Below are 22,443 nucleotides of genomic sequence, written 5' to 3' on the forward strand. Positions count from 1 at the left end.
GTCCGCCGTCAGGCCGCGGCCTCGGTCTGCTCGACCGACTTGCGGTGCCGCCCACGCGGGGCGGTCTCGCTGTCCTGGACCGAGACCGGACCCCGGTGCTTGCCGTGGCCCGTGGGCTCCTGGACGTCGGCAGTCGACTGCTTCGTGCTGGCGTCGCTCATGGAAGTAATTCACCCCGTCAACATGATCTTTCTTACAGCGGGGCGAGTTTAACCGGCACACCGCGGGGCGAATCCAGGCGGCCGGACCAACCGGCACTACTTCGTTACAAGATTGCTCAACGGGGCCTGCTGCAAGGGCACAGGGCGCAGTGCGACGGGCTCCGGAGGACCCGGTTCGGAGGCCGAGTCGACCCCGCCGTCCGGATCCTCCGGGCCCACGCCCCCGACCCCCGTTTCCCCCACCCCGGGCTCCCCTGACCCCGGGTGCCTGCGGTCGCCCGCCTCCCCTGAGAGAGACCCGGCCGCCGCCCACCGCACCACCCCGCACGGCATCCCCTCCGTGGCGTACGGCAGCAGCAGTTCACCGTTCCCGGTCCACAGCCCGGCACCGGTCAACCACCCCTCGGGCGCCGGGAGATGCTCCACCTGCCGGGCCGCGGGCCGCCACACACCCACCCAACTGCCCGACGGGCCGTCGACCCGCAGCGCCACCCCGCAGCTCTCCGGCATCAGGACCTGCCCCGGCTGGATCGCGAACGGCGTCACCGCGCAGTCGGGCACCCGCAGGCACTCCGGGAAGCGCACCGGCAGTGTGCTGCCCAGGACGCCCCAGCCCAGACGCGGTCGCCCCGGCGACGGCGCGTCCGAGGAGATCAGCAGCAGTCCGCTGTCCGGGTCGGCGAGCAGCAGCCGGTCGTCGCTGCCGTCGGCGATCTGGAGCAGCGGGGAGACCTCACCGCCCCGTTCCAGGTCCACGACGATCGTCTTGGTCCGCCCGCCCACCTCGCGGTCCAGGGCCAGCATCCGCCCCGCCCCGTCCAGCCACACCCCGCCCGAGCAGCGCCCCGGGATCTCCGCGAGATGCTCGGGCCCGAAGGCGCCGCCCGCCACCAGCCACACGGCACTGGAACGCCGGCCCACGGCGAGGGCGTACGCCTTCTCCCCGCCCGGCGCCGGCGGCAACAGTCGTAGGGCCGTCCCCGGGTCCGGGCACTCGACGGCACCGAGCGGCAGCTCGCCCGTCTCGGGGCCGGTCGGGTAGAGCAGCGAGAAGTTGTGCCGCCCGTCGGCGTACCGCCTGATCAGGACCCGCCCGTCGCCCATGGGGTGCACCTCGGTGCCGGGCTCCTCCGGCTGCCGGCCCGGCAGCGGCACCGCGTAGGGCTCGGGCCCGTCCAGCGTCCACCGCTCCGGGAACCAGGAGTCACCGTGCCGGGCGAGCCGGGCGGCGTAGGAACCGTCGACGGTGATCACACAGGCGGCTCGCGCGGCCGGGCCGTAGTCGGCGCCCCCGTACTGGCCATCCCTGTACTCGCCATTCCCGTACTCGGCGCCCTTGTACTCGCCATCGCCGTACTCGGTATCCGCCGCGGCCCCCGGGTGCTCCGTCCACGGAGCTTCCCCGTTCCCGGCCCCCGGGACCTCCGTCCACGGAGCTTCCCCGTTCCCGGCGCCCGGATACCCGGCCCCCAGCGCCTCCCCGTGCCCGGCGCCCGGGTACCCCGCCGGCTCGGCCACCCCGTGGTCGGCATCCCTGTACTCGTCGGCACCCACGGCGCCCGGGTACTCCGCCCGCGGACCTTCCCCGTCCAGGGCGCCCGGGTACTCCGCCCCCAGACCTCCCCGGTCGCCGTCGCCGTCCCCGTCCCCGCCCCCGTCCTCAGCGATCACGTACTCCGTCCGCGGGCTCTCCCCGCCCCCGTCGCCGTCCACGTCCTCGTCCGACGCCGCGGGCTCGATGGCACAGGCCGTCATCGTCTGGTCACCTCCGGCCACGAAAGTAGTTTTCGTACGCACGGGCGTGGGACGGGCGGGCTTCCGCTTCACACAAAGGGGTGGCCCAGGAACGATTCGCCTGAGGGAAACGGGGCGGCTGTGCTGAGCGGGGCCGCCTTGGACGGCTCAGGTTCAACGGGGTGGACCAGGCAGGTAGCCTTTTCCCCGTGCCCCGTCTGTCTGAAGTCATCGCCGCGCTGGAGAACCTGTGGCCCGCCGAGCGGGCCGAGTCCTGGGACGCGGTCGGCACCGTCGTGGGCGACCCCGACCAGGAGGTCGGGCGGGTCCTCTTCGCCGTCGACCCGGTCCAGGAGATCGTCGACGAGGCGGTGAAGCTGGGCGCGGACCTGCTGGTCACCCACCACCCCCTCTATCTGCGCGGTACGACGACGGTCGCCGCGAGCCACTTCAAGGGCCGCGTCGTCCACACCCTCATCAAGAACGACATCGCGCTGCACGTGGCCCACACCAACGCGGACACCGCGGACCCGGGTGTCTCGGACGCCCTCGCGGGCGCGCTGGACCTCCGTGTCGTACGACCGCTGGTGCCGGACCCGTCCGACCCGGAGGGGCGGCGCGGCCTCGGGCGGATCTGCGAGCTGGAGCACCCCCTGACGGTCAGGGAGCTCGCCGCACGGGCCGCCGAACGCCTGCCCGCCACCGCGCAGGGCATCCGCGTGGCCGGCGACCCCGAGGCGACGGTCCGTACGGTCGCCGTCAGCGGCGGCTCCGGCGACAGCCTCTTCGGCCAGGTCCGCGCCGCCGGCGTCGACGCCTTCCTCACCGCCGACCTGCGCCACCACCCGGTGTCCGAGGCGGTCGCCCACAGTCCCCTCGCGCTGCTCGACGCGGCGCACTGGGCCACCGAGTGGCCCTGGTGCGAGCTGGCCGCCGCCCAGCTCGACGAGATCTCCGACCGTCACGGCTGGGACCTGCGCGTGCACGTCTCGAAGACGGTCACCGACCCCTGGACCGCCCACGCGGCGTCCAACCCGACCTCTAGCTCACTGGGAGCCCCCAACTGAACGCCGCGCCCGCCGACCAGATCCGACTCCTCGACGTCCAGGCCCTCGACGTCCGCCTCCAGCAGCTCGCGCACAAGCGCCGGTCGCTCCCCGAGCACGCGGAGATCGAGGCGCTCACCAAGGACGCCACCCAGCTGCGTGACCTGCTCGTCGCCGCGCAGACCGAGGAGAGCGACACCGCCCGTGAACAGACCAAGGCCGAGCAGGACGTGGACCAGGTGCGCCAGCGCGCCGCCCGCGACCAGCAGCGCCTGGACTCCGGTGCCGTGACCTCCCCGAAGGACCTCGAGAACCTCCAGCGCGAGATCACCTCGCTCGCCAAGCGCCAGGGAGACCTGGAGGACGTCGTCCTGGAGGTCATGGAGCGCCGCGAGTCCGCGCAGGAGCGCGTCGCCGAGCTGACCGAGCGCGTCTCCTCCGTCCAGTCGAAGATCGACGACGCGACGGCCCGCCGGGACGCGGCCTTCGAGACGCTGGACGGCGAGATCGCCTCGGTGACCAAGGAGCGCGAGGTCATCGCGGCCGTCGTCCCCGCCGACCTCCTCAAGCTCTACGACAAGCTCCGCGAGCAGCAGGGCGGCATCGGCGCGGCCAAGCTGTACCAGCGCACCTGCCAGGGCTGCCGCCAGGAGCTCTCCATCACGGACTTCAACGAGGTCCGCGCGGCCGCGCCCGACACCGTGGTGCGCTGCGAGAACTGCCGTCGCATCCTGGTGCGCACGTCCGACTCCGGTCTGTAAGGAGCCCTGGACGTGCGGGAGTTCATCGTCGAGGCGGACGGCGGCTCACGGGGCAACCCCGGCCCGGCCGGCTACGGCTCGGTCGTGCTGGACGCGGCGACGGGGGAGACGCTGGTCGAGACGTACGAGTACCTCGGCGTCACGACGAACAACGTCGCCGAGTACCGGGGGTTGTTGGCCGGCCTGCGCGCCGCGCACGACCTGGACCCGGCCGCCCGCGTCCACGTCCGCATGGACTCCAAGCTCGTCGTGGAACAGATGTCGGGCCGCTGGAAGATCAAGCACCCGGACATGAAGCCGCTGGCGCTGGAGGCTGGCCGGGTGTTCCCTCCGGGCCAGGTCACCTACGAGTGGATCCCGCGCGAGCAGAACAAGAGGGCGGACCGGTTGGCGAACGAGGCGATGGACTCGGAGGGTTCGGCGAGTTCGGTACGGAAGCCGACGTCCGGCGAGGCTGGGACTGAGGCTCCGGTTGACGTCCGTGCCGCCAAGGCCGACGCCGACGTACGTACCGCCAAGGCCGACGCAGACGTACATGCCGCCAAGGCCGTCGCCGCCCCCGGCTGGGCCCCGGCCGACATGGGCGCACCGGCCACCTTCGTGCTCCTGCGGCACGGTGAGACTCCGCTGACCCCCCAGAAGCGGTTCTCGGGAAGCGGCGGCACGGATCCCTCCCTCTCCGACATCGGCCGCGAGCAGGCCGAGCGGGCCGCCGAAGCCCTGGCCAGGCGGGGCACGATCCAGCACATCCTCGCCTCGCCGCTGACCCGCACCCGTCAGACCGCAGCCGCGGTCGCCGAGCGGCTCGGTATCGAGGTGACCGTCGAGGACGGCCTCATCGAGACCGACTTCGGCGCCTGGGAGGGCCTCACCTTCGGCGAGGTGCGCGAGCGCTACCCCGACGACCTGACCAAGTGGCTCGCCGACCCGGAGGCCGAACCCACCGGCGGCGGCGAGAGCTTCGCGGCCACGGCGACGAGAATCGCGGCGACCAGGGACAAGCTGGTGGCGGCGTACGCGGGCCGCACGGTCCTGCTCGTCACCCACGTCACCCCGATCAAGACGTTCGTACGCCTGGCCCTGGGCGCCCCGCCGGAGTCCCTGTTCCGCATGGAACTCTCCGCGGCCTCCCTGTCGGCGGTCGCCTACTACGCGGACGGCAACGCGAGCGTACGGCTGCTCAACGACACGTCACACCTGCGGCCGTAGCCGCTCCAGTTGGGACGCCTCGCGGGCCAGCGCCTTGACCCGCCCCCAGTCCCGCGCGGCGATCGCATCGGCGGGCAGCATCCAAGTCCCGCCCACACAGCCGACGTTGGGGAGGTTCAGGTACGCGGGGGCATTCCCGGGCCCGATCCCTCCCGTAGGACAGAACCGCGCCTGCGGCAACGGCCCGCTGAGCGACTTCAGATACGCCGTCCCCCCGGCTGCCTCCGCCGGGAAGAACTTCATCTCCGTCACGCCCCGTTCCAGCAGAGCCACGACCTCCGAGGCGGTCGACACCCCCGGCAGGAACGGCACCCCGGACTCCCGCATGGCCTGAAGGAGTACGTCCGTCCAGCCCGGGCTGACGAGGAAGCGGGCGCCGGCCGCCACCGACTCCTTCACCTGCTGAGGCGTGATGACGGTCCCGGCCCCGACCACCGCGTCCGGCACCTCCCCGGCGATCGCCCGGATCGCGTCGAGCGCGACGGGGGTCCGCAGCGTCACCTCGATCGCGGGGAGCCCACCGCCGACGAGGGCCCGGGCGAGCGGCACGGCGTCGGAAGCGTCCTGGAGCACGACGACGGGGAGAACGGGCGCGAGGCCGAGCGGGGACGTGGTCACGACGCCATCATGGCCAGGTGCCGCACCTAGCGCAAAGGTCATTGCATCCTGTGCAATGCCACGCTGGCTGGGCTCAGTGAATCTCGTCCACCAGCACATCCAGAGCCCAGGGCTGCCCCGCCTTCGACGGCGCCTCCGCCTCCACCACGTACCCGAGCTCCCGCAGCGCCTCCACCAGCTCGGCCGGCCCCTTCGGCGCGACCCCCGCCGACAGCAGACTCCGCACCATCCGCCCCTTCGTCGCCTTGTTGAAGTGGCTGACGACCTTCCGGGTCGGCGCGTGCAGCACCCGCACGGTAGCCGTCCGCCCGGCGACCTCGCCCTTCGGCTTCCAGGCGGCGGCATACGCGGAGGACCGCAGGTCGAGCACGAGCCCGTTCCCGGCGGCTTCGGTGAGCACGGAGGCCATCGGCGCCCGCCAGTGCGTGCCCAGCGCCCCCAGCCCCGGCAGTTTCACCCCCATCGAGCAGCGGTACGACGGAATCCGGTCGGTCACCCGGACCGCTCCCCAAAGCCCCGAGAACACGAGAAGGGAACGCCCTGCACGCCTCTTCGCCGCCGCGTCCAGAGATGCCAGGTCGAGGGCGTCGTAAAGCACTCCTGTGTAGATCTCACCCGCGGGCCGCGCTCCGGCGGTCCGGAGTTCGACGTTCTTCGCGACCTCGCCGCGCAGCCCCTCGCTCAGCCCGAGGACCTCCCGCGCCTTCTCCTCGTCGCCGGCGCACAGCTCGACGAGCGCGTCGAGGACGGCTTCCCGGCTCTCGTTGAGCCCGGGCAGCGACAGCGACTCCAGCTTCAGCGGGGCGCCACGACCGGAGGACGCCTTGCCTTCGGAGGGAGGCAGCAGGACCAGCACGGAGGATCTCCTTCTGTTGAGCTCCGGACAGCGTACGGGGCCCGATCTGCTTACCCTCGCTGTATGCCCCGCCGCCGCATACGTGTGACCGACGACCCGCTGCGGGCCGCCTTCACGGCCCTGCGCACGGAGCTGGACGTGCCGTCGGCCTTCCCGCCGGAGGTGCTTTCCGAGGCCGAGCGGCCCCCTCGTCCAGGGGCTCACGTCGACGCTACCGACATCCCCCTCTTCACCATCGACCCGCTCGCCTCCACCGACCTCGACCAGGCGATGCACCTCGCGCGGCGGGGCACGGGCTATCGCCTGCGGTACGCCATCGCCGACGTCGCCGCCTTCGTCGTACCGGGCGGATCGCTCGACGCGGAGACGCACCGACGGGTGATGACCCTGTACTTCCCGGACACCCGCGTCCCGCTTCACCCGCCGGTGCTGAGCGAGGGTGCCGCGAGTCTTCTTCCGGACCAGGTGCGCCCGGCCGCGCTGTGGACGATCGACCTCGACGCGGAAGGCCGTACGGCGGGGGCCGAGGTCCACCGGGCCCTGGTCCGCAGCCGGGCCAAGCTGAACTACGAGGGCGTGCAGAAGGCGATCGACACGGGCACGGCCGAGGAGCCGCTGCTGCTGTTGAAGGAGATCGGCGAGCTGCGGGAGGCGCTGGAGGTCGAGCGGGGCGGGATCTCGTTGCGGGTCCCGGAGCAGGAGATCGTGGAGCGGGACGGCGGTTATGAGCTGACGTACCGGGCGGGGGTGCCCGCCGACAGCTGGAACGCCCAGATCTCCCTGCTCACGGGCATGGCGGCGGCGGACCTGATGCTGGCGTACGGGGCGGGGGTGCTACGTACGCTGCCGGCGGCCCCGGACGGCGCGGTGGGCCGCCTGCGCCGCACCGCTCTCGCATTGCATATCGACTGGCCGCACCACATGTCGTACGCGGCGCTGATCCGCTCGCTCGATCCCGGGGTGCCGTCGCACGCTGCGTTCCTCCAGGAGTGCACGACGCTGCTGAGGGGGGCGGGTTACACGGTCTTCCGGGACGGTGTGCTCCCGGCCATCACGACCCACGCGGCGGTCGCGGCCCCGTACGCCCAGTGCACGGCCCCGCTGCGACGGCTCGTCGACCGGTACGCGTCGGAGATCTGCCTGGCGGCGGTGGCGGGGGAGGCGGTGGCGGACTGGGTGCTCGCAGCTTTTGATTCCCTGCCCCGCGAGATGTCCGAGGGCGGTCGGCGGGCGGCCGCGGTGGAACGGGCGTGCGTCGATCTGGTCGAGGCGGCGGTGCTGAAGGACCGGGTGGGGGAGGTGTTCGACGGGTGCGTGGTGGACGTGGACGAACACCGGGTGGGGGTGGGGACGGTGCAGTTGGAGTCGCCGGCGGTGATCGGGCGGATTGATGGGGAGGGGTTGGCGTTGGGGGAGCGGGTGCGGGTGAGGGTGGTGGGGGCGGATCCGGGCCAGGGTTCGGGTCCTGCGGCGTCTCCGGGGGGTGCGAAGGTGCGTTTCGCGCCTGCTTGATGGTGCATGACGGTGGCACTGAGGCTGTGCCACGATCGAGGGAACGGTTCCCGATCTCACGGACAGGTGATCTTCGGATGTCCCAGCCTGATGAGCGACAGAAGGAGGGGCGTGACATGAGTGCCGTGGCCCATGAGCCGCTCACGCCGGCTGAGGGACTGCTGGAAATCTTCCTGGCCCTCGATGCCCCGGAGGGTTTCCGGGCTGAACTGATCGAGGGGAAGATCGTTGTGACGCCGCCGCCGGATGGGGATCACGAGGACTACATCGGGCTGATCGTGAACCAGGTGGTCAGGCGGTCACAGACGGACATGCAGTTCTCCGGCAACAAGGGGCTGAAGCTGAGGAGCGGAGGCGGATGCCCGAAGAATTATGTGATCCCGGACGGTACGTTCGCCCCCGCTGAGCGGCGGCTTTTCCGGGGGGCCGACTCCTGGATGCCTTGCGACGGAGTAGCGATGGTCCTGGAGGTGACGTCGACCAAACCGGAGGCGGACCGCGAGGCGAAGCGCCGCTGCTACGCCCGAGGCGGCATCCCCCTCTACCTCCTCGTCGACCGAGAGGCGTCGTCGGTCACGCTGTTCAGCGTCCCGGAGAAGGACGACTACCGAGAACACTGCACCCGCTCCTTCGGCCGGCCGATCGCTCTCCCCGCCCCGTTCGCCTTCGACCTGGAGACCGCGGACTTTCTCTGAGCCCGACGGCGTTGCACCCTTCGTCGGACGGACAGGGGGCGACCGTGGTGGAACAGGCACTGTGGACAAGGGCGAGACTCGGACGCGGCGGGCCTCCGCTAGACCTGCTCACCGCCCGCTTCGACAAGCACGTCTACGCCCCGCACGCCCACGACGAGTACACGATCGGCGTGTGCGTCGGCGGCTCGGAGATCATCGACTACCGGGGCGGCCACATCCGCACGGGCCCGGGATCGATCGTCGTCCTGGCGCCCGGGGAGATGCACACGGGCGGCCCGGGGACCAAGACGGACGGCTACGCCTACCGCGCCCTGTACGCGGAGGTCCCCCTCCTCCAGGACGGCTCGACAGGCCTCCCGCACTTCCGCGAGCCCCTGATAGACGACCCGGAACTCGCCGCCGCCCTCCGCCTCGCGCACACCGAACTCAGCGCCTGCCCCGACCCGTTGGAGACGGAGTCCCGCCTCCCGTGGCTCCTGACGGCCCTGTCCTGCCGCCACTCCACGGCCCGCGTGACGGACTGCGTGATCACAGGAGCCGGTGCGGACGCCGTGGCTCGCGTGGTCCGCGACCGCTTGGCCGACGAACTGCTGGCACCCCCCTCCCTAGCCGACCTCGCCACCGACCTGGGCATGTCCCGCTACCAACTCCTCCGCGCGTTCCGTACGGCGATGGGGATACCGCCGTACGCCTGGCTGGCCCAGTACCGGGTGAACCGGGCGCGGTGCCTGCTGGAGTCGGGCCTGCGGCCGGCCGAGGTCGCGGGGGCGGTGGGCTTCGCGGACCAGGCGCACCTGACGCGCTGGTTCCGCCGGGTGCTGGGGGTGACCCCGGCTGCGTACCGCAACAGCGTTCAAGACGCGAGCCGCTGAGGGCGCCGACGATGGCCGTATGAGTGCACGCGGCTGGTTCCTGTTCTCCCTGATGGGAGTGGTGTGGGGCATCCCCTACCTGATGATCAAAGTGGCGGTGGACGCCCCGCTGTCGGCAGCGATGGTGGTGTTCGTACGCTGCGCCTTGGGCGCCCTGCTCCTGCTGCCGTTTGCGATCAGGCAGGGCGGCCTTCTGGTTGTCGTACGGTCGCACTGGCTGCCCATGCTGGCCTTCGCGGTGATCGAGATCATGGGCCCCTGGTACACGCTGACGGACGCGGAACACCACCTCTCCAGCTCCACGGCGGGCCTGCTGATAGCGGGCGTACCGATAGTCGGCGTGCTGCTGGCCCGCTTCTTCGGAGACACGGAGAGGCTCGGGGCGCGGAGGGTGACGGGCCTGGCGCTGGGACTGGCGGGGGTGGGAGTCCTGACCGTTCCGCACCTCACCGGGGGCGACGCGAAGTCGATGGCGGAGGTGCTGGTGACGGTGGTGGGTTATGCCACGGCCCCGCTGATCGCGGCACGCTGGCTGAAGGACATCCCGTCCCTCCAGCTGACGGCCCCGTGCCTGGCGCTGGCGGCGCTGGTGTACGCGCCGGGGGCGGCGCTGACGTGGCCTTCTTCTCTTCCTTCTACCTCCGTCCTGGTCGCGCTGGCTGGCCTGGGAGTGATCTGCACGGCGGTGGCGTTCGTCGCGTTCCTGGAACTGATCAAGGAGGTCGGCCCGACGAGGGCGACGGTGATCACGTACGTCAACCCGGCGGTGGCGGTGGTGGCGGGGGTGCTGTTCCTCTCCGAGCCGCTGACGGTGGGCGTGGGCGTGGCCTTCGCGCTGATCCTGGCGGGCTCGGTACTGGCGACGGCGGGCCCGGTGCGGGTGACCGCCGAACCGGCCTGCACTGAGGCCCCGGTGTCCCCGGTAACATGGTCCCCACGGCAGACGAGCCGGGCGGACGGCCGCGTGGAATCCCCTCTTGGAGGACTCCCCGAGGAACGTCCGGGCTCCACAGGGCAGGGTGATGGCTAACGGCCACCCGGGGTGACCCGCGGGAAAGTGCCACAGAAAACAAACCGCCGGGGACTTCGGTCCCCGGTAAGGGTGAAACGGCGGTGTAAGAGACCACCAGTGCCCAGGGCGACCTGGGCAGCTAGGTAAACCCCACCCGGAGCAAGGTCAAAAGGGAGCACCCCGGTGCTCCTGCGGGGACGTTCGAGGGCTGCCCGCCCGAGTCCCTGGGTAGACCGCACGAGGCCTACGGCAACGTAGGCCCTAGATGGATGGCCGTCGCCGAGGGGTTCGCGAGACCCCCTCGGAACAGAACCCGGCGTACAGCCCGACTCGTCTGCCAGCAGGGCCCACCTGTTCTTATGTCCTGGCCGGGGCTCCTCTTCGTGTCTGTGGGTGCCCCGCTTCTACCTGCGAACTCTTCCCCCTATCTCCCCAGGTCGCGCCGCCGCTGCTCCAGGCATCGCAGCCAAAGCGCATGTGCCGCGTATGCCTCCCGAAGTGACGCGTGGGCGAACCCCGCATCAGCGAAGCCGGTTTTCGCGACCTCCTGAACGAGGGCGACCAGATGTGCGGCCACGGCCGAGAGACGTTCCCGGTGCGCCAGCTCCCGCCGCGGTGCGAGTTCCTCCCCACGGCCGGCCACCCCCAGAAGGTCGGCGTACTCCGCCTCGTCGCCGTACACGGACGGCACCTTGGGAAGCTGCGCCTCGTGGAGCACAGGTACCTTGGCCGCCGGTATATCGTCCTCAACGACCGTCTCCCGGCCGAGAACCTGGTTCAGCAGCCGCAGCGTCGCCGACGACCGTCGTACCTCCTCGGCGATCTCGTCGAGGGCCGCCAGTTCGGCTGCGACCTCCTCCCGGGCCTCCCGCGCGAGCAGTTCCCGCAGGCGCCTTGCCACCTCCTCGCCACGCACCCCGGCCGCGTCGATCACGCCGTCACAGGCGTCGAGTTCGGCGAATGCCCGCTCCGCCGTGGCGATCGACGCCCGCACCATGGCCGCCGTATCCCCTTCGAAGCGGCCCACTGCACCCCGCAGTTCAGCCACCGTGATCGGCACCGCCCCCAGCAGATCCTCAACGCGAGGCTTGCCGTCCATTCTCAGTCCCCCTCACCCCTGCGGCCGTACGCGAAAGCGTGGCCGGAAATGTGCGAAGCGTGAACCCTCATGTCACGCGCGCCTCAGAATATGCCTGTGATCACACACGACACTGGCTTCGTCTACGTCATGCGGAATCCCGCGATGCCCGGCATGGTGAAGATCGGCCTTACCACGCTCCTGCCGGAGGAACGGGCGTCGAAGATCTCCGGCCATGAGGGCGTTCCCCTGCCGTTCGAGGTCGTCTTCCGGGCTCTGACCATGCGGTGGCCGGAGGTTGAGAAGCTCGTTCACCAGCGTCTGGCCGGGCAGCGGGTCAACCCGCGCCGGGAGTACTTCTCCGTGTCCGTCGACACCGCCGTGGAGACCGTCCGCGAATGCGTACTGGAGATCAACGGCAACGACGCCTGGGAGATCGGGAAGATCCACCCCATCGGCGGCGAGGACCGGGTCGTGCTGTCGCTGGAGGCGGACGAGGTCTTCCTCCTCCTGCGCCAGCCGTCATTGTTCGGCGGCGGATGGGAGCCGCTCGACTTCTGGCAGGCGCACGCCGACGGCGACCAATTGGAGATCTATGCCGCGGACGGGCCGGACGAGGTGGCCGGGTTCAGCGATGGCGACGCCGGTGGTGAGGACGACCCGGTGCCCTATCTCGACGCGGCCGGGAACGCAGCCAACGGGGTGCTCATCGGTAGGGAACGCCTCACACCGGGTGACCGACTCCTCTGGATGCGGGACGGGGAGCAGTCGGGCGTGTGCCGGGGCGTGCTCTTCGAGGCTCGGGAGTACTGCCAGGTCGTCTGCCGCAGCTGGAACCCACAGGTGACCCCCGAGGGCTTTCCGCTCATCCTCAACGCCCTTGTGCGCAAGCCTTCGCCTGCCATGATCGCCGCAGGGCGGGTCGCCGTCCGGCTCCCCGGTCCGCGCTGCTGGGCCCCTCGCCCCGATACCCACGAAGAGCCTGCGCTGCCCCTGCCCGGTCCTGAACGCTGGCTCCCTCAGCTCAGGCCGAAGGAGGACCGTCCTCCTCGCCGAGGCAAGCGTTCAGCCTGAACAGCATGGCTGTCAGTGCCTCCACATAGTCTGCTGCAACGACCTGAGCCGCGGGACACGCGAGGAGACCGATGACCGACGCATACCCGGAGCTCTACCTGAGGCTGCCGAAAGGCGGGCCCGAGGCCCGGGGCCGGCTGCTGGGAGAGAAGGGTGCCAGGGGCAGCCAGAAGTTTGTCGTCGCGGAGGGGTCTCCAGCGCAGGCCGAGGTGGTGCCCTCGTTCCGGGTGCGCAAGCCCGCGTCGTACCGAACCAGGGAGGGGCTCATCGCCGAGGGGGCGCTGCGGAAGTCGGAGCGGTGGCCGGGGTGCCTGGAGGCGGCCCGAGACATCGAGTGCACCTCGCCCTCGGCCGCCGCCGAGATCCTGCGGGGCTGCAGTGTGAACGGCTGGGGCGAGTGGAAGTCCGCCGACGGGCGGCCGCTCGCTCAGCTCGACCAGATGCCGACCACGCCCAACCGTGCATGGCGGATCCGCGGCAGCAACGTCTCCGGCGTCAATCTCGTCCAGCGGCTGTGGCTCGCCGAGGGACTGGTCACCGTCGCCGCCTCCCGGCTTCGGCAGGGCGTCGCGGGGAGCCCGGACCGGGACCTGCTGCGCACGCTCGTGGAAGAGGACTACGAGTCCGCGGCCACCTACAACCAGAAGCAGGAACTGGTCGAGACGCTGCATGTCTTCCTCACCCGGATGAAGCCGGACGACACAGTGTGCACCCTCTCCGACGGGCGTCTCTACGTCGGCAAGGTCAGGGGAACGCCCGAGCAGATTGTCTCGGAGGACGGGCGGTCCAACCTGCGGCGGGCCGTCGACTGGCAGGACACCAGCTACGAGTGGGAGGAACTGCCCGACGAGCTTCAGCAGAAGCTGTCGGTCCAGCATGACGTCGTCGACCTCACCGCCGTACAGGCCCTCATAGATGGGCTGGGACTCACCGACGAGGAACTCGCCGACGAGGCCGATGCCACCGTGAGCGACCCGAGTGCCGAACTGCCAGCCCTCACCGCCCGTCGGCCGCTGGAACTGCCCGAACCGGACCAAGCGCTCACGGATCGCCTCAACGTGCACGAGGTCGCTTGGCTGAGTGAGGTCCGCGACCTGCTGTGGGACGAGAAGCAGCTCATCTTCTACGGGCCGCCGGGAACGGGCAAGACCCATCTCGCCCTGGAACTGGCCAAGTTTCTCGGCGGTGGCCCCGAACAGGTCAAGCTGGTTCAGTTCCACCCTTCCTACTCCTACGAGGACTTCTTCGAGGGCTACCGTCCGAAGGAGGACCAGGAGACCAAGGAGGTCGCCTTCCGTCTCACGGCTGGGCCGCTGCGTGAACTCGCCGACCATGCCAAGGAGGAGGGGAACCGGCACATCCCCCACTTCCTGATCATCGACGAGATCAACCGGGCCAACCTGGCTAAGGTCTTTGGCGAGTTGTACTTCCTGCTGGAGTACCGCAAGGAGTCCCTGCGGCTCACCTACTCCGGTGACGACTTCTCTCTTCCGGACAATCTCTTCATCATCGGGACGATGAACACCGCCGACCGCTCCATCGCTTTGGTGGACGCGGCCATGCGACGCCGCTTCGCGTTCGTCGAACTCTCCCCGCGCACCGAGCCGACGAGCGGCCTGCTGCGCCGCTGGCTGAACGGAAAGGACACGCAACGGGCCGATCTCCTCGACGAACTCAACTCCCGTATCGACGATACTGACTTCCGGATCGGGCCGGCGTACCTGATGAAGCCTGGAGTGGACAGGGACGGTGGTCTGGAGCGCGTCTGGCGGACCAAGATCCTTCCGTTGTTGGAGGAGCACCACTACGGCGAGGGCGTGGACATCGAGAAGCGGTACGGGCTCGCGTCCCTGCGCGCGGCGATCGCGGCCCGCGGGGACGAGCCCGTCGCGTGAGCGCTGTCGTCGAACTCGTCGAGCACGCACGGGTGGTGAGCTGTCCTCTTCCCAACGAGGCGGGCCGGGCGCTCGCCGCCTCGCGAATCGTCGAGGCCACGCCCGACCCTTACGTGACCGGTCACTGGATTCTGAAGGCAGGCAGCAAGGTGGGCGCCGTGACCGTGGCAGCGCCCGGCGTGGAGCCGGTAACGCTCCGGATCACCCCCAAGGTGCCGATCGCGCGGCTGTTCTTCCTGCTGGGCTACAGCCTCGATCCCCGCGGCTGGCGGGACGGCCAGGTGGATGTGGCCGAACACCAGGAGGTGCTGCCGGCGCTGGCGCACGCGTACGAGCGCCAGGCGGAGCGCGCGATTCGCCAAGGACTGCTCCAGGGGTATCGCATGATCGAGGACAGTTCCCTCGTCGTCCGGGGCCGTATCCGCGAGGCCGAGCAGGTCCGCAGACGGTTCGGCGCTCCGCTGCCCGTGGAGATCGCGTATGACGAGTTCACCACCGACATCCCCGAGAACCGCCTGCTGCGCGCGGCCACCGAGCGGCTGCTGCGTCTGCCCGGCGTGCCACGCCCCGTGCGGGCTCGGCTGCTTCATCAGCGGATGCGACTCGCCGATGTCACCCCGCTCGTCCGTGGACAGGAGCTGCCCGAGTGGCGTCCGTCCCGGCTCAACGTGCGCTACCAGCATGCGCTACACCTGGCGCGGGCGATCCTGGATGGGGCCTCGGCCGAGCACAGTCCGGGTGGTCTGCGGATCGACGGGTTCCTCTTCGACATGAACAAGGTCTTCGAAAACTTCGTCTGCGTGGCTCTGCGCGAGGCGCTGCATCCCTATGGCGGGCGCGGCGTGCTACAGGCCACGGGCGTGCACTTGGACGAGGGCGGACGAGTCCGGATGCGACCGGACTTCGTCTGGTACAGGGACGGGGGCCGTCCTCTCGCGGTCGTCGATGCCAAGTACAAGGTGGAGAAGAAGGATGGCTATCCGGACGCTGACTTGTACCAGATGCTGGCGTACTGCATGGCGCTCGGGCTCCCCGAAGGACACCTCGTGTACGCGAAGGGCAACGCCCCACACGCCGGACATCGTGTGCGAGAGGCGGGAACCGTCCTGCACCAGCATGCCCTCGACCTTGACCGGCCGCCGGACGCGCTGCTGGCCGAAGTAGAGGCCCTGGCCAGGCGGATGGCCGCGACCGCGGACGTATGATCGCGGCAGTCCGACTCGTCTGCCATTAGGGCTCTGACCTGGTCCTAGAGCCCGATCAGGGCCAGTGCCATGTCTGTGCGCTTCCAGCTTCCGACTGAGGCGAGCGCGCAAGTGCTCACTGCGCATGTAGGGCAGTCGTTTCGCTGAGTGAGGTGCAGTCGCCCTCTGCGCAGATCAGGCCCGACCGCGGTGCCGTTGGGCATGGGAGCTGGGTCGCACAGGGGAGTGTCGGCCGGGTGCCGCGTCACCCGCGGAGTCGCTTGGCGGCGTTAGAGGCTCGACAGGTCCAGGAGGTTGACCATCGACTGCTTCAAGGCCGGGCAGAAGTGCGTGGTCGGGGCCTGTGCGAGCGTTCTTGGCGCGCTCGGGTACGGGGAGTACGTGGCGTCGATTTAGCTCAGCCACATCGATCAGTGGGGCGGTCACTATGCGGTCGAGTAACTCTGCCTGTCGCGGTTCCAGGGCAGTCAGGTGACTGAGTACGGCGAGGATCTCGACGAGTTCCCGACTCCACTCGTGCTCCCAGTGCTCTGGGCGTTCGCGATCGAGATCGCTGGTCACCTTGCCAGTACTGCGGGTGCTGCGATACGCGAGCCAGCTGTCGAGTACGTTACGCCCGCCGGTGGTGTAGTTGCGCATGCGCGGCGTGACGCCAGTGAAGACGCCCCCCTCGATGATCAGATGCTCGTTTTCGGAGTCGTAGGTGATCGTGGAGGGGAGCCCATCAGGCGCGACTTGTCGGGCGTATCTGATCTCGGGATGCAGGTCTCGCCACCAGTTCGATGTGCCTGCGGGGCGGCCGTCACCTGGGCTGATACTTCGAGTTCCGAAGGTGGAGGCCCACAGAATGTGGTGTCCCAAGTTGACCGCATCCCTCCACAGGCCACTGGCGGCGGTCAAAGGTATGCGTACGCCGAGTGAGTTGAGGTCGTCTGCATAGCGCTCAGTGAAGCCGGGATGGGCGGTGACGGCGGCGATGTAGGCCAGCAGTTCTACTGGGATGACCTCTTGGAGACCGTAGGAGTTGGCGAGGTGATGTAACAGCCCGGGCGCGATATTTGGGGTGCGGTCTGCGTGCAGGAACGGCAGCACACGACCGCCGTTGCCGTTGAAGTAGTGCATGTCAGGGATGAGAGCGGTGAAGAGCAGCGCTGGGCCGGTCTGCAGGCGTTGCGAGTGCTGTTCGACGATGAAGACCTGGCCATCAATGGCGGCTTGCCACAACTCCGGGCGGGAACGGTCGATGACGCGTCCGTCGGGTATGAGCCATTGGCGGTCCAGGGCTCTGCGGGCGACGCGTATCGGAACAGGACAGGGGTTGTGCTCGTCGCGGAGAAGGGTCGGCGGGTGGGGGTGACCGGGTATCTGGAGGGCTTCCTTGTCCAGGGTGCGGTCGTGGGTTTCTTTGAACAGTGCCCTTCGTGTGGCGAGGTCACGTTCCTGGACGAGGCGGTCCCAGCGTCGGCGCAAGGTGGTTTTGGATGGGCTGAAGACCCAGTTCCGGTTGGGCTTTATGCCCGGCTTCCGCCAAGGCATGAGGTCAGTGAGAGCGGGAAACGCATCCCAGCCGCTGTGCGAGGCGGGTGTGAAGGGGGCGTGCTCGACGGGCCGGGAAGTGCGCCAGTCGGAACTGTTGATGTGCAAGTCGTGCAGTTGCTCTTCTTTGTCTCGACGAGTGCCATGGACAGCCGTGTAGTGGATAGGGGCCAGCTGATTGAGCCGCTCGCCTTGCTTGCGGACAAAAATGGCTATGGCTAGTTCCTGCTGGACGCTGGGGAAAAAGCGGCTGTTGAGCGGGGGCCTCTTCGTTTCAGGAGTGAGGTCGATGACCCAGCCTTCGGTGCAAGTGCGGCGCAGGTACGAGCGCATTCCCTGAAAGCCAGCGCTGCGGATGAACCCGCCGGTACTGACGAAGCAGACAACACCATGACGGTGGTCGTCGTACTGGTCGAACACCTTGTGCGTGGCCCAACGCCAGAAGTAGGTGCACAGGCTTTTCAGTTTGTTCTCGTACACTCCTGCCGCACCATGCAGCCGGAAGTCATCCAGCGGTGGAGTGCCTCGGTCTGGTGAGCCATTCTCGATCCATCCCCCCTGGCCTTCGGCCTGTTCGCGGTGGGGAGGGTTGCCGATGACGACAGTGATGCGGCCTTCGCGCTGGATGAAGCTGGCAGCTTCAGCGTCGTCGCGCAAGGGACCCCACAGGGCGCCGTAGCGGGTGAAGAGTTCACTCGGCCGCCAGGGATCGGCAAGGGTGTCGGCCAGATGGAGGCGCATGTCGTGCAGCCGGACCCGGGCGTTGAGAGAGCGCAGCATCTGCCCGACGCGCATCTGTGCAACGGCGAAAGCGCCCATCTGCTTTTCGAAGCCGATTAGTCGGCCTGCGAGTTCTTGGACGGATTCGGCGCGGAAGCCATCGTTGCCGCCCTCGGACTGCTTGCGGGCGACGAGGTCGATGATGCCAGTGAGGAAGGTGCCGGTACCCATGGCCGGGTCGATGATGGACACACCGGGGTCGGCGAAACCGTCTGGGCATCCCAGCGTGGTGATCAATACTTCGTCGACAAGGCGGATCATCTCCTCCATCAGCGGCGCTGGGGTGTAATAGGTGCCGGAGTCCTTACGGAGACCGGGGTCATACTCCTGCAGGAAGTGTTCGTAAAGGTGGATGTGGAAACCGGGTTCGCTGGCCAGGGCGCTCCGCCAGTCGATGGCGTCGATGATGCGAACGAGCATGTCGAGGCTGTCGCGAAATTCTCCCTCGACCTGGTCGGTGAGGATCTGCAGAGCGCGCCCCATGACGGAATGCTCCGCTCCCAGTCGGCGGCCGACTTCATGCAGGCTCATCTTGGTCAGTGAGCTGTCATGGCCATCGCCAGTGTCCGAGCTGGCGAGCAGGAGCGCGAAGGTGACGGATTGGGCGTAGCGGTCGGCGAAGGCTGCGCGTTTGTCTCGGTCATCGGTGGTGGGAAAGAGATCGACTTCGAGAGTGGATGCCAGGTCAGTGAAGGGACGGCGGTGGCGCGGGAGGCCGGCCTCGGCGTCGAGCCGGTCGTGGACAGCATCGCGTAGGAGTGTGCACAGAGGGGCTACCTGAGCGACAACTTCCCGCATCGATGTCAGTGGATGCGGCTGCCAACTGAAGAACGCTGTCAGCATCGATTCGAAGGCGGCTTCGCTGGCTGCCGGTAGCCGCAGGTGGGAGCCGGCAGTACGCAGATCGCCTTCGAGGTGAATGGTGTCGCCGTGTTGCCGCCCTGAGCGATACATGATCCAGGTCTGGCCGTTGGTGTAGATCAAGTTGGGGAGCTTCGCCATGCCCTCCCATTGCCGTCGATCACGTTGGTTCAGCCCGCCAGGATGGATCACGCTTTTGTCCGGGCTCTTCAGCTCGACGTAGCCGACGATGTTGCGAGATAACTTCCCGATCCGCACAGCCAGGTCGGGGCGGATACGGTGCGCGGCGATCGCTACCTCGGCATGCAGGACGGCCTGTAGCCCTAACACGTTCGCCGCATCGACGAGAAGCGTCTCCACGGCGCGACGGATGGCGGCTTCCTTCTGCCCATGGAGTAACGCCTGCTTGCAGGCTGCGCCGAACTCGCTGATGATCCGCCGAAACCCGTCCCTGCGCTGCATCCCGCCCCCAGAGGCCAGCACACTCCCCGGTATCCAACTCAACACACGGTAAGCGCAACATCACCGAACGTCGAGAGGGTCTCAAGGCTGCGATAGCCAAGGGCGGGCCTGCGACAACGCCGCATCCTCCGCGCAGTGCACGGGTTATGGAAAGGGCGAGGCTCTTCCGTGATCTTGGATGGAAGGGCCGCTTAACAGCTATTTGTCTGTGTCGCGGCAGGATTCGAACCCGCGACACCCGCTTTAGGAGGGGGTTCGAATCCCTGCTGAGGGCTGCCTGGCGCTGCCGTACGGCGCTGTTTTCCCTGGTCAGAACCGCGCGGCGAGCCGCTTGATCCGGCTCATGCCGCCCTGTGTCGGGCAGTCCGCTCACTCATCGCTCACGCGTCGCCGACTGCCAAGCAGTGCGTGGTCAGACCTGGCCGAGGTCGACCTCCACCGGGAAGGGGGCCGCGACCTTGAGGACGCCGGTGAAGACGTCTCCGTCCCGGTAGGTCTTCGTCGCGGGGTCGAGAACATACGTGTACACGAGAGGAACGCCTGTCACGGCCTGCTCGATCCGCCAGTAGAAGGCAATGCCTGCCTTGGCGTACTGGTCGACCTTTACGATCCGGTCGGTGGTCTCCGAGCCCGGCGACACCACCTCCGCGACCAGCAGCACGTGCTCAGGGCGAGTGGGGGTGATGTCGATCGTGTCTGCGCGGTACACGACGACGTCCGGGCGGCGATTGGTGAGCGGGACGTCCTGAAGCCGGACATCGAAGTCCGTGTCCGCGTTCCACTCCGGGCCTGCGGCGGCATCCAGGGCGTTCGCCAGAATCCGCGCGAGCCGGTTGTGCCGTTTGGACGCGCTCGGACTCACGACGACCATCCCGTCCACGACCTCGATACCGGCGCACTGCTCCTCGGACCAGGAGTCGTACTCCTCCGCCGTGATCTGCTCATGCATCCATGCCGGGGCCACCATCTCAGCCGTCATGAAGCACCTCCCGGACACTGTGCTGCGGGCCCGATCCCGCTGGATTCAGCGTACTGTCTGCCGTCCTTCCGGCAGGCTGATCTCGCGCACGCTCCCTCCCGTCGGCCGACATCCGACCAGTAAGCCCACGACAAGTGGGAAACCGGCGCGGTGGACTCGCCGCCAGACGATCGGAACACGGCTGGCGGCACCAGTGACCTGGCAGCCACACCGGTGAGCGCTGAACCACCCGGCGACGTGACCGTCGCGAAACCCTCGGCCGCAGAGCAGCATGGTTTTGGCGATGCTGCTTCTGGAGGAAGCGGGTCAGGAAGCCGAACCGTCGAGGTCGAGGCGGATCACGGCGAGCGCCTCGGCGATCTCGACGGTCATCTCGTCCTCCGGGCCGAACACCATGCACATGTCCTGGTGGAGCGGTTCGAGAACCTGCCGCGCCTCGGCGGTCCGGCCCTGCGCGAGCAGCAGCATCCCGATGTTGTGCCGCAGCTCCACGGCTTCCTCGCTCACGTCGCTGTCGACGGCCCGCACGACGTTCAGCACACCCTGGAGCGCGGCCAGCGCGTCGGTGACCTGGCCGAGCTCGGCGCGGCACCGGGCCGCCTGGGCGCGGCAGGCGCGGGCCTGCTCGCCGGTGGGCCCGGCGATGCGGGCGTATGCGTCGGCGAGGGCGTCGAACTCGGGCAGGGCGGCCCGGTAGTCGCCACCGAGGAGGTGGATTGCCGCCCGCTGGCGGCGCAGCGCCAGAACCTGCTTGCTCTCGGAGCCGAGGGCGAGGGCGGCGGGTTCGATGACCTCGCCGAGCACCTCGGCTGCCTGCGCGAACCGCTCCTCCTCCAGCAGAGCGTCGGAATGCGCGTACGCCTCCTTGATGTCGTCGCGCAGCCGGGCGGGGACGGGTACCGGCGGAGCCCCCGGGAGGACGGCCGTCGGCGCCGGACCGCCGGGCGCCGGGGCCTGGGCGCGGGCGCGGGGCGCGAAGGGGTGACGGAACACGCCTGTCGGGTCGGGCGCGCCGGCCGGCCCGGCGTCCGCCGTGCCGGGCTCCTGGCCCGTCGGCGGGAGGAACGGCAGGAGCCGCGCGTACACCTCCTGCGTGTCGGCGGGCCGCGCCTCGGGCGCCTTGCGCAGCAGGTGCAGGACCAGCTCCTCCAGCGCCTCGGGGACGTCGGGCCGCAGCTTTCGCAGCGGGGTGGGGCCGGCGTTGACGTGCTGGTACATCAGCAGGTACTCGCTCTCCGCCTCGAACACGAGCCGCCCACTGAGGAGTTCGTGCAGCACACAGCCGAGCGCGTACAGGTCGGTCTGCGGGGTGATGCGTCCGCCGCGGACCTGCTCGGGCGACATGTACTGGTGAGTGCCGATGGGGCTACCGGTGGCGGTCAGCTTGGTGACGTCGGTCCGCAGCATCGCCGCGATACCGAAGTCGAGGACCTTCACTGTGCCGTCGCGGGCGACGAGGATATTGCCCGGCTTGAGATCGCGGTGGATCACCGGCACGTCGTGCGCGTACGACAGCACGGTCGTGACCTGCGCGGCGACGGCGGCTGCCCAGCTGACCGGCAGTGGCCGGTCGGGGTCGAGGTAGGCGGACAGCGGTACGCCGTCGACCAGCTCCATCACGAGGAACAGCCGCTCGTACGACGCGTCGAGCACCGCGTCGTACACCTGCGGCACGCCGGGGTGTTGGATACGCGCGGTGATACGGGCCTCGCGACGGAAGCGCTTGGCGAACTCCTCGGCCAGCTGCGGGGAGGTGACCGCCGCCTGCCGGATGAGCTTCACGGCGACGGGCCGGTCGAGGACGGCGTCGTAGCCGCGCCACACGTCGCCCATGCCGCCGTGGCTGAGCTCCTCCAGGAGTTCGTAACGGTCGGAGATCGCCTCCTGCGGCACCTTGCCCCCGGTGTGCGTGATGAACAGTCACGGTCAGGGGTCAAGTGTGACCGCTGCGTCAGGATGTCGTCCAGCGTCCGCGGTGCGATATGTGTATGGGCCGGCGGTGGGCGAAGGGCAGGAGGGTGCGGCGGCCGGCCTCCGGCCGCAAGAACAGTCCCGTGCTGCGGTCGGTGGATGGTGGGTGCCCAGGAGGAACCCCGG

17 protein-coding genes, 1 other RNA gene and 1 pseudogene are annotated in these 22,443 nt (G+C 69.2%); 11 read left to right on the top strand and 8 right to left on the bottom strand.

Translation table 11 applies throughout. From position 1 onward, the window contains the following. Positions 1-8 precede the first annotated feature (8 nt). Positions 9-161 carry a hypothetical protein gene (locus tag AQJ54_RS46055; RefSeq protein WP_020140036.1) on the bottom strand — a complete coding sequence of 51 codons (153 nt, stop codon included), beginning with the start codon at positions 159-161 and terminating at the stop codon, positions 9-11. Between the two features lie 96 nt (positions 162-257). Beyond that, a complete protein-coding gene (locus tag AQJ54_RS09635; RefSeq protein ID WP_428843776.1) occupies positions 258-1,679 on the bottom strand; it encodes a hypothetical protein in 1,422 nt (473 codons plus the stop codon). 425 nt (positions 1,680-2,104) lie between these two features. Here AQJ54_RS09635 and AQJ54_RS09640 point away from each other — a divergent pair, with 425 nt between their 5' ends. From AQJ54_RS09640 to AQJ54_RS09650, 3 genes are read left to right on the top strand one after another with little or no spacing between them, the layout of a single operon-like run. Further along, positions 2,105-2,962 (top strand): Nif3-like dinuclear metal center hexameric protein, encoded by an 858-nt coding sequence (locus tag AQJ54_RS09640; protein ID WP_062235976.1) that lies wholly within the window; start codon positions 2,105-2,107, stop codon positions 2,960-2,962. Next, the gene (locus AQJ54_RS09645; RefSeq protein WP_078616839.1) at positions 2,959-3,702 is read left to right on the top strand and encodes a zinc ribbon domain-containing protein; all 744 of its coding nucleotides are present in this window, start codon (positions 2,959-2,961) and stop codon (positions 3,700-3,702) included. The genes AQJ54_RS09640 and AQJ54_RS09645 overlap by 4 nt, the downstream gene beginning before the upstream one ends. Positions 3,703-3,714: 12 nt before the next feature. Then, positions 3,715-4,911, top strand: a complete 1,197-nt coding sequence (locus AQJ54_RS09650; RefSeq protein ID WP_062235979.1) for a bifunctional RNase H/acid phosphatase — start codon at positions 3,715-3,717, stop codon at positions 4,909-4,911. Here the strand turns inward: AQJ54_RS09650 and AQJ54_RS09655 are convergent. Both AQJ54_RS09655 and yaaA read right to left on the bottom strand, forming a co-directional pair. Further along, positions 4,894-5,571 carry a bifunctional 4-hydroxy-2-oxoglutarate aldolase/2-dehydro-3-deoxy-phosphogluconate aldolase gene (locus AQJ54_RS09655; RefSeq protein ID WP_062235981.1) on the bottom strand — a complete coding sequence of 226 codons (678 nt, stop codon included), beginning with the start codon at positions 5,569-5,571 and terminating at the stop codon, positions 4,894-4,896. The two genes, AQJ54_RS09650 and AQJ54_RS09655, sit on opposite strands and share 18 nt — an antisense overlap. Positions 5,572-5,602: 31 nt before the next feature. Beyond that, complete coding sequence (gene yaaA / locus AQJ54_RS09660) at positions 5,603-6,385, bottom strand: peroxide stress protein YaaA (protein WP_062235984.1); 783 nt, start codon at positions 6,383-6,385, stop codon at positions 5,603-5,605. A gap of 63 nt (positions 6,386-6,448) precedes the next feature. Here yaaA and AQJ54_RS09665 point away from each other — a divergent pair, with 63 nt between their 5' ends. The 5 genes and pseudogenes from AQJ54_RS09665 (at position 6,449) to rnpB (ending at position 10,813) form a co-directional block, all read left to right on the top strand. After that, positions 6,449-7,897, top strand: a complete 1,449-nt coding sequence (locus tag AQJ54_RS09665) for an RNB domain-containing ribonuclease (RefSeq protein ID WP_062235987.1) — start codon at positions 6,449-6,451, stop codon at positions 7,895-7,897. Positions 7,898-8,013: 116 nt separating this feature from the next. Further along, positions 8,014-8,592, top strand: a complete 579-nt coding sequence (locus tag AQJ54_RS09670; protein WP_062235990.1) for a Uma2 family endonuclease — start codon at positions 8,014-8,016, stop codon at positions 8,590-8,592. Between the two features lie 44 nt (positions 8,593-8,636). After that, complete coding sequence (locus AQJ54_RS09675; protein ID WP_062235993.1) at positions 8,637-9,464, top strand: AraC family transcriptional regulator; 828 nt, start codon at positions 8,637-8,639, stop codon at positions 9,462-9,464. Positions 9,465-9,483: 19 nt separating this feature from the next. Then, positions 9,484-10,266: pseudogene (locus AQJ54_RS47740) on the top strand (DMT family transporter); the annotation flags it as partial. A 142-nt stretch (positions 10,267-10,408) separates the two neighbouring features. After that, an RNA gene (gene rnpB / locus AQJ54_RS09685) (RNase P RNA component class A) lies at positions 10,409-10,813 on the top strand. A gap of 87 nt (positions 10,814-10,900) precedes the next feature. On the opposite strand, the gene AQJ54_RS09690 is transcribed toward rnpB, so the two are convergent. Next, the gene (locus AQJ54_RS09690) at positions 10,901-11,575 is read right to left on the bottom strand and encodes a hypothetical protein (RefSeq protein ID WP_062235999.1); all 675 of its coding nucleotides are present in this window, start codon (positions 11,573-11,575) and stop codon (positions 10,901-10,903) included. 96 nt (positions 11,576-11,671) lie between these two features. On the opposite strand from AQJ54_RS09690, the gene AQJ54_RS09695 reads away from it, so the two are divergent. From AQJ54_RS09695 to AQJ54_RS09705, 3 genes are all read left to right on the top strand, one after another. After that, the gene (locus AQJ54_RS09695) at positions 11,672-12,628 is read left to right on the top strand and encodes a GIY-YIG nuclease family protein (protein WP_062236002.1); all 957 of its coding nucleotides are present in this window, start codon (positions 11,672-11,674) and stop codon (positions 12,626-12,628) included. Positions 12,629-12,699: 71 nt separating this feature from the next. Next, positions 12,700-14,523 (top strand): DUF4357 domain-containing protein, encoded by a 1,824-nt coding sequence (locus AQJ54_RS09700; protein WP_062236004.1) that lies wholly within the window; start codon positions 12,700-12,702, stop codon positions 14,521-14,523. Continuing rightward, complete coding sequence (locus tag AQJ54_RS09705; protein WP_062236007.1) at positions 14,520-15,728, top strand: McrC family protein; 1,209 nt, start codon at positions 14,520-14,522, stop codon at positions 15,726-15,728. Before AQJ54_RS09700 ends, AQJ54_RS09705 begins: the two co-directional genes overlap by 4 nt. Before the next feature lie 174 nt (positions 15,729-15,902). Here AQJ54_RS09705 and AQJ54_RS09710 read toward each other — a convergent pair whose 3' ends face one another. From AQJ54_RS09710 to AQJ54_RS09720, 3 genes are all read right to left on the bottom strand, one after another. Next, positions 15,903-19,367: a type ISP restriction/modification enzyme gene (locus AQJ54_RS09710; protein ID WP_062236009.1), complete on the bottom strand. Its 3,465-nt coding sequence runs from the start codon at positions 19,365-19,367 to the stop codon at positions 15,903-15,905. Between the two features lie 412 nt (positions 19,368-19,779). Further along, positions 19,780-20,346, bottom strand: a complete 567-nt coding sequence (locus AQJ54_RS09715) for a Uma2 family endonuclease (protein WP_062025128.1) — start codon at positions 20,344-20,346, stop codon at positions 19,780-19,782. A gap of 306 nt (positions 20,347-20,652) precedes the next feature. Further along, positions 20,653-22,239 (bottom strand): serine/threonine-protein kinase, encoded by a 1,587-nt coding sequence (locus tag AQJ54_RS09720; protein WP_062236012.1) that lies wholly within the window; start codon positions 22,237-22,239, stop codon positions 20,653-20,655. Between the last annotated feature and the right edge of the window lie 204 nt (positions 22,240-22,443).

It is taken from the genome of Streptomyces griseorubiginosus (genome assembly GCF_001514195.1).
In the GTDB taxonomy this organism is placed as follows: Bacteria; Actinomycetota; Actinomycetes; order Streptomycetales; family Streptomycetaceae; genus Streptomyces; species Streptomyces griseorubiginosus.

Excerpts from the sequence above, each read along its gene's own strand:
- AQJ54_RS46055 (WP_020140036.1), bottom strand. The coding sequence starts at position 161 with ATGAGCGACGCCAGCACGAAGCAGTCGACTGCCGACGTCCAGGAGCCC.
- AQJ54_RS09655 (WP_062235981.1), bottom strand. The coding sequence starts at position 5,571 with ATGACCTTTGCGCTAGGTGCGGCACCTGGCCATGATGGCGTCGTGACC.
- AQJ54_RS09665 (WP_062235987.1), top strand. The coding sequence starts at position 6,449 with ATGCCCCGCCGCCGCATACGTGTGACCGACGACCCGCTGCGGGCCGCC.
- AQJ54_RS09670 (WP_062235990.1), top strand. The coding sequence starts at position 8,014 with ATGAGTGCCGTGGCCCATGAGCCGCTCACGCCGGCTGAGGGACTGCTG.
- AQJ54_RS09690 (WP_062235999.1), bottom strand. The coding sequence starts at position 11,575 with ATGGACGGCAAGCCTCGCGTTGAGGATCTGCTGGGGGCGGTGCCGATC.
- AQJ54_RS09700 (WP_062236004.1), top strand. The coding sequence starts at position 12,700 with ATGACCGACGCATACCCGGAGCTCTACCTGAGGCTGCCGAAAGGCGGG.
- AQJ54_RS09710 (WP_062236009.1), bottom strand. The coding sequence starts at position 19,367 with ATGCAGCGCAGGGACGGGTTTCGGCGGATCATCAGCGAGTTCGGCGCA.
- AQJ54_RS09715 (WP_062025128.1), bottom strand. The coding sequence starts at position 20,346 with ATGACGGCTGAGATGGTGGCCCCGGCATGGATGCATGAGCAGATCACG.